Below are 11,429 nucleotides of genomic sequence, written 5' to 3' on the forward strand. Positions count from 1 at the left end.
GTCCCTTTCAATGGGTGTCGGCCGCGGCCGCGGCGCGGCGCATCTCGGCCTCGTCCACCGCGCGGGCGCCGTTGAAATACCAGTTCAGCAGGACCGCCGCGACCGCCGCCAGCAGGATGCCCGAATGGCTGAGAACCTTGGTCGACTGCGGCAGCCACTGGTCAAAGTCGTTGGCGATCATCGGAATCATGCCGAACCCCAGCGAGACCGCCACGATGAACAGGTTGTTGCGGCTGCTGGTGAAATCGACCCGCGCCAGGATGCGCACGCCGGTCGCCGCGACCATGCCGAACATCACCAGCCCCGCGCCGCCCAGGACGACGGTGGGCAGCGCCTCGACCAGCGCGCCCATCTTGGGGATCAGCCCTAGCACCACCATGATCGCGCCCCCCATCACGCACACGAACCGCGACCGGACCCCGGTGACGCCGACCAGCCCCACGTTCTGGCTGAACGAGGTATAGGGAAAGGTGTTGAAGATGCCCCCCAGCAGCGTGCCCACGCCGTCGCCGCGCAATCCGGCGGCCAAGGCGGGCTGGGTGATCTTGCGGCCCACGATGTCGCCCAGCGCCAGGAACATGCCGGTCGATTCGATCATCACCACCAGCATGACCAGCGACATGGTCAGGATCATCACCGGGTCAAAGGTCGGCATCCCGAAATGGAACGGCCGGATCGGGGCGAACCAGGCGGCGGCCGCGACCTTTTCGAAATGCATCAGCCCCATCGCCGCGGCCAGCAGCCCGCCGGCCAGGATGCCGATCAGCACGGCGATGTTGGACAGGAACCCGCGCCCGAACCGGGCCACCAGCAGGATCACCGCCAGCACGACCAGGGCGATCATGATGTTGCCCGGCGCGGCATACAGCGGGTTGGGCACGCTGGGCGCCAGGCGCAGGCCGGGCGGCACACCGCCCGCGGCCACCTGCGCGTCCAGCCAGGCCTGCATCCCCGGATCGACGATCCTGGGGGCGGTCGGCCCCTGCTGCAGGCCGAAGATCCAGTTGATGCCGATCGGCATCAGCGAGATCCCGATGGTCAGGATGACCGTACCGGTGACGACCGGCGGAAAGAACCGCAGCATCCGGCTGACCAGCGGCGCGATCAGGACGCCCACGATGCCCGCGCCGATCACCGCGCCGAACAGGGCGCGCGCCCCGGCCTCGCCCGGCGTGGCGCCTGCGATGGCCACCATCGGGCCGACGGCGGCGAAGGTCACGCCCATCATCACCGGCAGGCGGATGCCCAGCCACGCCCCCGCGCCCAGGGACTGGATGATCGAGGCGATGCCGCAGACGAACAGGTCGGCCGAAATCAGGAACGCCACGTCCTCGGGCGCAAGCTTCAGCGCGCGCCCGACGATCAGCGGCACGGCAATGGCGCCCGCATACATCACCAGGACGTGCTGCAGCCCCAGGGCGAACAGCCGTGGCGCGGGCAGTCGCTGGTCCACGGGGTCCGGGGCCGCGGGGGGTGCCCCCGCATAGGTCGTTGCTTGCATGGTCCCTGTCCTTGCGTGTCGGTTTTGCCTGTGATGATGGTCCATCGACCTGGGCGTGCAATAGTCGTGAACCGCCTTTCCGCAGGGTGGAACGGCCGGCGCCGCCTGCCCCTGATGGATCAGTCCGCCGCCCGATGACCCGCCCCCCCGCCAAGCCGCCCGCCAAACCGCTCGCCCGACCCCCCGCGACCCCCGCGCCGGCCGACGCCTCCGCTGGCCCGCCCGCCAACCCGACCGCCGATCCGACCGGGCCGCAGCCCTCGCGCCGGCCGGGCCGCCCCCGCCGCGCCGATGCGCCCACCGGCGCCCGGGTGGTGGACCGCGCGCTGGATGCTCTGGCCGCGCTGGCCGAGGCCGAGGGGCTGACGCTCAGTCAGCTGGCCGCCCGGCTGGGGCTGCCGGTGTCCACCATGCACCGGCTGCTGGTGCCCCTGGCGGCGCGCCGGCTGGCCGAGGCGGACCCCGGCACCGGCCTGTGGACCGTCGGGCCGGGGGCGTTCCGCCTGGGCGCGGCGTTTCTGCGGCGGGGCGGGCTGGCCGACCGGGCGCAGCCCCACCTGCGCGCGCTGGCGGCGGCCAGCGGGGAAACCGCGGCGCTGGCGGTGCCGGATGGGGACGGGGCGCTGGTGGTGGCGCAGGTCGAATCGCCCGCGGCCCTGCGCGTCTGCCTGCCGCCAGGGACGCGGCTGGCGCTGCACGCCAGCGCCGCGGGCAAGGCGCTGATCGCGCACCTGCCGCTGGAACGCGCGCGCGACCTGCTGGGTCGGGGGCCGCTGCCGGCGCTGACCGCGCGCACCATGACCGACCAGGGCGAGCTGACGGCCGACCTGGCAACGCTGCGCCACCGGGGTGTGCTGACCGACCTGGGCGAATCCGCGGACGGGCAGGCCGCGCTGGCCGCGCCGGTGTTTTCCGGCATCGGCGATCCGGTCGCGGCGCTGACGCTGGCGGGGCCCGCCGCGCGGCTTGACCTTGCGCGCATCGACGCGCTGGCCCCGCTGCTGGCGCGGGCGGCGCGCACGCTGGGCACGGCGCTGGGCGGTCCTGCCTGACGGCTAGCGTGCGGCGCGGGCGACCTGTTTAGGCGGGCGGTCGCCCGTCAGGCGGCGCACCGCGACGTAGAACCCGGGGACCAGGAAGATCCCCAGGAACGTCGCGGCCATCATCCCCCCCATGACCCCGATGCCGATCGAGTTCTGCGCCGCCGCCCCCGCGCCCGTCGCGATGGCCAGCGGCAGCACGCCCAGGATGAACGCCAGCGAGGTCATCAGGATCGGCCGCAGCCGCAGGCGCGCGGCCTCGATGGCGGCCTCGGCCGGGCTGCGGCCGCGGGTTTCCAGGTCGCGGGCGAACTCGACGATCAGGATCGCGTTCTTGGCGGCCAGCCCGATGGTGGTCAGGATGCCCACCTTGAAATACACGTCGTTGGCCTGGCCGAAGGCCAGCGCCGCCAGCACCGCGCCCAGGATGCCCACCGGCACCGACAGGATGACCGAGAACGGCACCGACCAGCTTTCATACAGCGCCGCCAGCGACAGGAACACGACCAGCGCCGACAGCGCATACAGATAGGGCGCCTGATTGCCCGACTGGCGTTCCTGATAGGCCAGCCCGGTCCAGGCGACGCCGTAGCCGCCCGGCACCTGCGCGACCAGTTCCTCCATCGCGTCCATCGCCTGACCCGAGCTGTAGCCCTCGGCCTCGGCCCCCGACATGGCGATGGCGTCCGTCCCCTCGAACCGGGCCAACCGCGGCGAGACGGGTTCCCAGCGGGTCGAGATGAAGGCCGAGAACGGCACCATCTCGCCCGAGGCGTTGCGCGCGTACCACGCCTCCAGGTCCTCGGGCTGCATGCGAAAGCCGGCCTCGCCCTGCACGATCACCGGGCGCAGCGTTGCGCCCAGCGCGAAATCGTTGACCTCGCGCCCGGCGAAGATCGTGGACAGCATCCCGTTCAGGTCCGAGAGGCTCAGCCCCAGCGCCTCGGCCCGCTGCGCGTCGATGTCCAGCCGCAGGGCCGCGTCGTCCTCGTCGCCGCGGCCCTGCACGTTGGTCAGGCGCGGGTCGGATTCGGCCGCGATCTCGACCGTCTGCGCCGCCTCGCGCAGCGCGCGCAGCCCCTGGTTGGACTGGTCGATGAGGAACATCTCGAACCCGGCCGCGTTGCCCAGGCCCTGGATCGGCGGCGGCTGCATGAAGGTGACGCGCCCCGCGCGGTGGCCGCGGAAGCGGTCGTTGGCGCGCTGGGTGATGGCCCGGGCGGACTGGTCCGCATCCGGCCGCTGGTCGAAATCCTTCAGCCGCACGAACAGCGTGGCGCGGCCCTGCCCGGTGCCCGAAAAGCCGAAGCCCAGCGCCCCGAAGGTCGAGCGGACGGCGGTTTCCTCGGTCAGCATATACTGCTCGACCTCGCGGACCACGGCCAGGGTCTGCTGCGTGGTCGATCCCTCGGACAGGTTGATCTGGGCCATCAGCACGCCCTGATCCTCGGTCGGAAGGAAGGTCGATTCCATCCGGGCGAACAGCGCCCAGACGGCCGCCGAAAGGCCGGCCAGAACCAGCAGCACCAGAAACGGGCGGCGCACGATGCGCGCCACCGCGCGCGCATAGCGGTCGGTCAGCCGGTCGAACCCGGCGTTGAACCAGCGCGCGGGCGCAAACCGCGCGGGGCCGTGCGCCGGACGCAGCAGCACCGCCGTCTGCGACGGGGTCAGGATCAGCGCGGCCGCCAGGGACAGCATCATGGCGCTGATGATGGTGACCGAGAACTGCCGATAGACGACCCCCGTCGACCCCGCCATGAAGGCCATCGGCAGGAACACCGCCGACAGCACGACCGCGATGCCGACCAGCGCGCCGGTGATCTGGCGCATCGAGACTTCCGTCGCCTCGACCGGCCCGACGTGATCCTCGGCCATCACGCGCTCGACGTTCTCGACCACGACGATGGCGTCGTCCACCAGCAGGCCGATGGCCAGCACCATCGCGAACATGGTCAGCGTGTTGATGGAATATCCCATGGCCGCCAGCACCGCGAAGGTGCCCAGCAGCACGACGGGCACCACGACGACCGGGATGATGGTGGCGCGCCAGTTCTGCAGGAAGATCAGGATGACCGCCGTGACCAGCGCGATCGCCTCGATCAGCGTGTGATAGACCTTCTCGATCGAGCGTTCCACGAACGGCGAGGTGTCGTAGGCGACATAGAGGTCCACCCCCTCGGGCAGCGCCGGGCGCAGGCTGTCGAGCACCGCGCGCACGCCCGCCGCGGTGTCCACAGCGTTCGCCCCGGTTTCCAGATTGACCCCGAAGCCCGCCGCGTTGCTGCCGTTCAGCCGCGAGCCCGAGCCATAGGATTCCTGCCCGATCTCGATCTCGGCCACGTCGCCCAGCCAGACCGAGGAGCCGTCCTCGCCGGTGCGCAGCAGGATGCGGCGAAAGTCCTCGACCCCGGTCAGCTGGCTTTGGGCGGTGATCGTGGCGGTGAACTGCTGGCCCTGCGTCACCGGCTGGCTGCCCAGCGACCCGACCGAGACGGTGGCGTTCTGCTCGGCCACCGCCGCCGTGATGTCCGAAGGCGTCAGCTGGTATTGCGCCAGCCGCAGCGGGTCCAGCCAGATCCGCATCGCATAGCCGGACCCGAAGACGTTGACGCCGCCCACCCCCTCGACCCGCTTGACCGGACCCTCGATGATCTCCTCCAGCAGGTTGCCCAGTTCGACCGTCTGATAGCGCCCGTCCGCCGACGCGACCGCCCCCACCATCAGGATCGACGAGGTGGACCGCGTCACCGACACCCCCTGGGTCTGAACCGGCGTGGGCAGGCGCGATTCGACGCTGCGGACCTTGGACTGCACGTCGTTCAGCGCGTCGGTCGGCTCGACGCTGTCGTCGAAGGTCAGGGTCAGCGACGCCCGCCCCTGCGACGAGCTGGATTCGAAATAGATCAGCCCGTCGATGCCGGTCAGCGTGTCCTCGATCCGGGTCGTGACCGAGTTCTGCACCGCCTCGGCGGTGGCGCCGGGATAGCTGGCGGTGATCCGCACCGTGGTGGGCGCGATGTCGGGGTATTGCGACACGGGCAAGCCCAGCACCGACCACAGCCCGGCCAGCATGGTGACGATCGCCAGGACCCAGGCAAAGACCGGACGATGGATGAAATACTGCGCCATCAGCGTGCCACGGGCGCAGCACCCACCGCCGTCCGGGTGGCCGCGCCTCGGTCGATGGTGCCGGGACCGGCCGCGCTGGCCTGTGCGGCGGGGGCCTGTGCGGGGACCGCCTGCGCGTCACCGGCGGGGCGCGCGCCATCCGCGGCCCCGGTCGCGGCAGGGCGTTCCACCGAGAGCGCGCCGATCTCGCGCACGACGCCGGTGGCGTCGATCTCGACCGGAACGGTCGTCACCTCGGCGCCGTCGCGCAGGTTGGTCAGCCCGTCCAGCACCAGCATGTCGCCGGCCTCGACCCCTTGGGTGACGATCCAGGCGTTCTCGTGCGTGCCGGTTTCGGTCAGCACCACCTGATCGGCGCGGCCGTCGCGCACCAGAAAGGCGGTCAGGGCGCCGCTGGCCGCGCGGCTGGTCGCGCGCTGGGGGACGAGGACCGCGTTGACCGTGCCGACCGTCACCTCGACGCGCAGGAACTGCCCCGGCAGGATCAGGCGGTCGGGGTTGGGAAACTCCAGCCGGACAGGCACCGTGCCGGTCGTGGCCGACACCGCGATGCCGGGGCTGACCAGTCGCCCGCCCAGCGGATAGGCCTGCCCGGTTTCCAGGATCAGCCGCGCGTCCGGCCCCGCGCTGGGCTGCAGGTTGCCCTGAGTCGCGCGGTCCCGGTCACGCAGGACGCGCGCCCGGCTTTGCGAGACATCGACATAGATCGGGTCAAGCTGCGTGACCGTGGTCAGCGGCGCGGTCTGGCTGGCGGTCACCAGGTCGCCGACCGAGACCGCCGCGATATCGACGACGCCGTCGATGGGGCTGCGGATGACGGCGTGGTCCAGCGCCAGTTGCGCCAGGTCGCGCTCGGCCCGCGCGCCCGCCAGCACCGCCCGCGCGCCCGCCAGCGCGACCTGCGCGGTCTCCAGCTCGGCCTGGCTGACCCCGGTCCCCTGCAGGCGGTCATAGCGATCCACCGTCGCCTGCGCGCCGCTGACGGCAACCTCGGCGCCGGTGACGGCGACCTCGGCCGCGGTCAGTTCGGCCGCCAGCGTCTCGGTGTCCAGGCGGAACAGCACGGTCCCGCGGGCGACCTGCTCGCCGCCGCGATGGGCGATCTCGACGATCTCGCCGCCCACCTGCGGGCGAATCTCGGTGCGGGCCACGGCGACGGCGCGGCCCGGCAGGGTGACGGTCACGGTCACGTCCTCGCGCCGCAGGGGGGTCACGCCGACGGCGGCCGGGCCGGGTGGACCGGCGCCGCCCGCTGGCGGGCCCGCGCCCTGCTGGGCCAGCGCCGGCAGGGCCAGCGCGGCGCACAGCACGATCAGGGCTAGACGGGACAGCAGCATGACCACCTCGGGCGCGCGTTCTCCTTGGTGTGGCAGCACGGTCCGGTCCGATCAACCCGCGGCCGAGGGGATCGCCATCACGCCCGCGTAACCCCGGCGAGAGATCCGGCGCTCAGCCCAGCCATCCGGCAAACCGCAGCCCGTCGTCCAGCGTGGCCACCTGGGCGGCCGGCGTGCCGGGGCCGATCGCCAGCGGCGGCAGGCGCATGGCCGCGCGCGGGATGTCGGTCGCCATCGCGACGCAGCGCTCCAGCGCGATGCCGCCGTCGCGGTGCAGGCGGCGCAGGCAGGTCACCAGATCGACATGCGCGCCCGCCAGCGCCCCTTCGGCGTTCACCAGCCGGCCGTCCCGGACCGTGATCTCGCGCCCGTAAAGGCTGAAGCGGTCCGGCCCGCCCACGGTCGGCATCGCGTCCGACACCAGAAGGCTGCGGTCGGGGCGGTGCGCGGCCAGCGCGATGCGCAGCGCGTCCCAGGCGACGTGGTGGCCGTCGGCGATCAGCCCGACATAGGCGTCCGACAGGATCGCGGCGCCCACCAGCCCCGGCGCGCGGTGCCCCAGCGGCGGCATGGCGTTGAACAGATGCGTGACCATCGTCACGCCCTGCGCAAAGGCCGCGCGGGCCTGATCGGCGCTGGCCATGCTGTGACCCGCCGACAGCACCACCCCCAGCGCCGCCGCCTGCGCCAGCCACGCGGGGTCCGCCCGTTCCGGGGCCAGCGTCAGCATCACCGGCACGCCCGCCGCGCGCAGCCGGGCCAGCACCGCCATCGTGCGCGCGTCGGGCGGGCGGATGTGGCGGGCGTCGTGGGTGCCGCGCTTGTCGGGCGCGATGTGGGGCCCCTCGATGTGCAGCCCCTCGATGCCCTCGCCGCGCGCGGCCAGGACGGCGTCGGCGGCGGCCTCCATCACCTCGGGCGCGTCGGTGATGACGGTGGGCAGGATGGCATGGGTGCCCAGCCCCCGGTGTGCCGCGCGCACGGCGCGCAGGCCGGCGGGCGAAGGGTCGGCGTTCACCAGCACGCCCCCGCCGCCGTTCACCTGCAGGTCGGTCGGACCGGGGATCGCCAGATGCGGGCGTGCGTCGGGGCGGTCGGCGCCCAGGGGACGGACCTCGGCCACCCGCCCGCGCGCGATGCGGATCGCAAGGCCGGGGCGCAGCGCGCCCGCCTGCCAGGTCAGGTCGGGGGCGATCAGGGCGTCCAGGGCAGGGATCCGTCCGCGATGCGCCGGGCCAGCAGCGCCGCGCCGCGCACCCCGCTGGCATCGCCAAAGCGCGCGACCCGGATCGCCGGCGCGGGCACCCCGGCCATCAGCCGGGCGGGCAGCGCGTCCGTCAGCCGCTGCGCCACGCCGGGCATCTGCGACAGCCCCCCGCCCAGCACGACCACGCGCGGGTCGATGGTCATCTGCAACATCTCAAGGCACTCGGCCGCAAGGTCGGCCCAGACCGCCAGCACCGGCGCGGCCGCCTCGCCGGCGGCGACCAGTTGCGGCGCGCTCAGCGGCCCCAGCCCGGCGTGCTGGGCCAGTCGGGTCAGCCCCGGCCCCGCGACATAGGTTTCCACGCAGCCCTCGCGCCCGCAGCCGCAGGGCCACAGCGGCAGGCCGTGGCGCAGCAGGGCGCGGGCGGGCATCCCGGCGTGGCCGATCTCGACGGCGATACCGCCGTAGCGGGGCGCGGGCGCGCCCGCGGTGCACAGCCCCGCCGCGACCCCGGTCCCGAGGATCAGCCCCACCGCCGCGTCAGAACCCTCGGCCGCGCCGCCGTTCGCCTCGGAAAAGGCCAGCGCCATCGAATCGTTCATCACCGGCAGGCGGCGGCCCAGCCGAGCGATCAGGTGGCGCTGCATCGGCTGGCCGCTGATCGGCAGGTTGGCCGTCCGCGCGATGCCGCTGTCGGGTTCCACGACGCCGGTCATGGCGATGCCGACCGGCAGGTCCGCAGCACCCGCCTGCCCCGCCAGCCAGCCCACCTGCGCGGCCAGCGCGTCGAAGAACGCGTCCGCGCTGTCGCGGGGCGTCGGCACGCGATGGGTCGCCACCGTCTCCAGCGCGGCGTCGAACAGCCGCGCCTCGATCTTGGTTCCGCCGATGTCCAGCCCGCCGCAGATCACCCCTGTCCCCCCTTGCCCGTTTGCCCCCGGTCCCTGCCGGTGTGATAACCCCCGGCGCGCAGACGCGCGAGAGGGGGATGGCATGCAGCTGGAAATCGTCGTGGACGACGCCGAGGGGCTGGCGCTGGCCGCAGCAGGCGGGGCCGACCGGATCGAACTGTGCGCGGCGCTGGCGCTGGGCGCGCTGACCCCGTCCGTGGGGCTGATGCGGCGGGCGGCGGCCTGTGGCGTGCCGGTCCATGCGATGATCCGGCCGCGAGCCGGGGATTTCCTGTTCTCGGCCGACGACCTGTCTGTCGCGCTGGACGACATCCGCGCCGTCCGCGACGCGGGGCTGGCGGGCGTCGTCATCGGCGTCTCGCGCCCCGACGGGCGGCTGGATGCCGAGGCGCTGGCCCGCCAGATCGACGCCGCCGCCGGGATCGAGGTGACGCTGCACCGCTGTTTCGACGTGACCCCGGACGCCGCGCAGGCGCTTGAGGCGGCTGTGGCGCTGGGCGTGACCCGGATCATGACCGCAGGCCACGCCGCCCGCGCGGTGGACGGGGCGGCGGCCCTGTCGGCGCTGGTCGTGCAGGCCGCGGGTCGCATCCAGATCATGGCCGGCGGCGGGGTCGAGGCGGCCCATGTCCCAGCCTTTGCGGCGGCCGCCGTGGACGCGGTCCATGCCGCGTGCAGCGTGGCGCGCCCCGTCGCCGGCCCGCGGGGCAGCCTGCGGATCGCGCCCGACCGGCCCCGCACCGACGCCGCCCTGATCGCGGCGCTGCGCGCGGCCGTGACGGCGGCGCGCACTGGCGGGGCTTTCCTTGCGCGCCAATCGGATTAGGCTTGGCGGCAAGGGGGCGCGATGCTGACATTCCTGCTGAACGACGACGAGATCCGGCTGACCGAGTGCGGCGCGTCGGACACGCTGCTGGATTTCCTGCGGATCGGACGCCGCCTGACCGGCACCAAGGAAGGCTGCGCCGAGGGGGACTGCGGGGCCTGCACCGTCCTGCTGGGCCGGCTGCACGAGGGCCGTCTGGTCTATGAACCCGTGAACGCCTGCATCCGGTTCCTTGCGTCCTGCCACGGCTGCCATGTCGTGACGGTCGAACAGCTGCGCGACCCGGACGGGGGCTTGCACGCGGTCCAGCGCGCGATGGTGGACCACCACGCCAGCCAGTGCGGGTTCTGCACGCCCGGCTTCGTGATGGCCCTCTACGGGCTGTGGATGACCGACCCGGCCGCCGACGTGACGGCGATCGAGACCGCGCTGCAGGGCAACCTGTGCCGCTGCACCGGCTATGCCCCCATCGTGCGCGCGGCGCAGGCGGTGCTGGCCGCGGGCGGACAGGCGGGCGACCGCATCGAACGGGACCGCGCGGCCGTGACCGCCAGGCTGGCCGCGATGCAGGGCGCGCGGGTCGAGGTGGCGCGCGACGGGGCTGACCGCGCGATCCTGCCGGCCGACGTGGACGACCTGGCCGCCGTGCTGGACGACCACCCCGACGCCACCATCGTCGCCGGGGCCACCGACGTGGGCCTGTGGGTGACCAAGGCCCTGCGCCCGATCGCACCCGCGGTCTTCATCGGCCATCTCGACGGGCTCAAGCGGATCGAGGTCGGGGGCGATCACATCCGCATCGGCGCGGGCGTGACCTATACCGAGGCGGTGCCCCTGATCGAGGCCGAGTTCCCCGAGGTCAGCGATTACTGGCACCGCATCGGCGGCTGGCAGGTCCGCAACATGGGCACCATCGGCGGCAACATCGCCAATGGCTCGCCCATCGGGGAAACCCCGCCGCTGATGATCGCGCTGGGGGCGCGGCTGGTGCTGCGCCGGGGCGCGCTGCGGCGCGAGTTGCCGCTGGAGGATTTCTTCATCGCCTACGGCCAGCAGGACATCCGACCGGGCGAGTTCGTGGAAACCATCGTCCTGCCGCGCCGGGGCGACGCGCGGGTCGCGGCCTACAAGATCTCCAAGCGCCGGTCGGCCGATATCTCGGCCGTGGCGGCGGCCTTCCGCATCGAGGTGGCCGGCGGCGTGATCACAGCCGCGCGCGTGGCCTTTGGGGGCATGGCGGGCACGCCGAGGCGCGCACCCGCAGCCGAGGCCGCGCTGACGGGGGCCCCGTTTTCAGCCGCCAGCTTTGCCGCGGCGGGCGCGGCGGTGCTGGACGACTTTCAGCCGCTGGACGACTGGCGCGCCAGCGCCGCGTATCGCCGCGCCATCGCGCGCAACTTTTTCCGCCGGCTCTGGCTGGAGCAGGCGGGCGGCGACCAGCCGGTCCGGCTGGCCCGCGCGGCAGGGGACTGACC

8 protein-coding genes are annotated in these 11,429 nt (G+C 73.3%); 3 read left to right on the top strand and 5 right to left on the bottom strand.

The window, feature by feature from the left end; genetic code table 11:
* Window positions 1-7: 7 nt before the first annotated feature.
* Window positions 8-1,501 carry a nucleobase:cation symporter-2 family protein gene (locus tag DPQ23_RS02755; RefSeq protein WP_112873109.1) on the bottom strand — a complete coding sequence of 498 codons (1,494 nt, stop codon included), beginning with the start codon at window positions 1,499-1,501 and terminating at the stop codon, window positions 8-10.
* A 134-nt stretch (window positions 1,502-1,635) separates the two neighbouring features.
* On the opposite strand from DPQ23_RS02755, the gene DPQ23_RS02760 reads away from it, so the two are divergent.
* Entirely contained in the window at window positions 1,636-2,553 is a 918-nt protein-coding gene (locus DPQ23_RS02760) for an IclR family transcriptional regulator (protein WP_112873110.1), read from the top strand.
* A 3-nt stretch (window positions 2,554-2,556) separates the two neighbouring features.
* Here DPQ23_RS02760 and DPQ23_RS02765 read toward each other — a convergent pair whose 3' ends face one another.
* From DPQ23_RS02765 to DPQ23_RS02780, 4 genes are all read right to left on the bottom strand, one after another.
* Window positions 2,557-5,673: an efflux RND transporter permease subunit gene (locus DPQ23_RS02765; RefSeq protein ID WP_112873111.1), complete on the bottom strand. Its 3,117-nt coding sequence runs from the start codon at window positions 5,671-5,673 to the stop codon at window positions 2,557-2,559.
* Window positions 5,673-7,049 carry an efflux RND transporter periplasmic adaptor subunit gene (locus DPQ23_RS02770; protein ID WP_240602329.1) on the bottom strand — a complete coding sequence of 459 codons (1,377 nt, stop codon included), beginning with the start codon at window positions 7,047-7,049 and terminating at the stop codon, window positions 5,673-5,675. Before DPQ23_RS02770 ends, DPQ23_RS02765 begins: the two co-directional genes overlap by 1 nt.
* A gap of 73 nt (window positions 7,050-7,122) precedes the next feature.
* Window positions 7,123-8,133 carry an N-acetylglucosamine-6-phosphate deacetylase gene (locus tag DPQ23_RS02775; RefSeq protein WP_112873113.1) on the bottom strand — a complete coding sequence of 337 codons (1,011 nt, stop codon included), beginning with the start codon at window positions 8,131-8,133 and terminating at the stop codon, window positions 7,123-7,125.
* 71 nt (window positions 8,134-8,204) lie between these two features.
* Complete coding sequence (locus DPQ23_RS02780) at window positions 8,205-9,128, bottom strand: ROK family protein (RefSeq protein ID WP_205961402.1); 924 nt, start codon at window positions 9,126-9,128, stop codon at window positions 8,205-8,207.
* A gap of 82 nt (window positions 9,129-9,210) precedes the next feature.
* On the opposite strand from DPQ23_RS02780, the gene DPQ23_RS02785 reads away from it, so the two are divergent.
* Together DPQ23_RS02785 and xdhA are read left to right on the top strand one after the other, a co-directional pair.
* Window positions 9,211-9,954 carry a copper homeostasis protein CutC gene (locus DPQ23_RS02785; RefSeq protein WP_112873115.1) on the top strand — a complete coding sequence of 248 codons (744 nt, stop codon included), beginning with the start codon at window positions 9,211-9,213 and terminating at the stop codon, window positions 9,952-9,954.
* Between the two features lie 21 nt (window positions 9,955-9,975).
* Complete coding sequence (gene xdhA, locus DPQ23_RS02790) at window positions 9,976-11,427, top strand: xanthine dehydrogenase small subunit (RefSeq protein WP_112873116.1); 1,452 nt, start codon at window positions 9,976-9,978, stop codon at window positions 11,425-11,427.
* The last annotated feature ends 2 nt before the right edge of the window (window positions 11,428-11,429 follow it).

Origin of the sequence: Paracoccus endophyticus (assembly GCF_003286075.1) — a bacterium.
GTDB classification, from domain to species: Bacteria; Pseudomonadota; Alphaproteobacteria; order Rhodobacterales; family Rhodobacteraceae; genus Paracoccus; species Paracoccus endophyticus.

Coding starts and splice junctions, on each gene's coding strand:
- xdhA (WP_112873116.1), top strand. CDS start 9,976: ATGCTGACATTCCTGCTGAACGACGACGAGATCCGGCTGACCGAGTGC.
- DPQ23_RS02785 (WP_112873115.1), top strand. CDS start 9,211: ATGCAGCTGGAAATCGTCGTGGACGACGCCGAGGGGCTGGCGCTGGCC.
- DPQ23_RS02765 (WP_112873111.1), bottom strand. CDS start 5,673: ATGGCGCAGTATTTCATCCATCGTCCGGTCTTTGCCTGGGTCCTGGCG.
- DPQ23_RS02755 (WP_112873109.1), bottom strand. CDS start 1,501: ATGCAAGCAACGACCTATGCGGGGGCACCCCCCGCGGCCCCGGACCCC.
- DPQ23_RS02760 (WP_112873110.1), top strand. CDS start 1,636: ATGACCCGCCCCCCCGCCAAGCCGCCCGCCAAACCGCTCGCCCGACCC.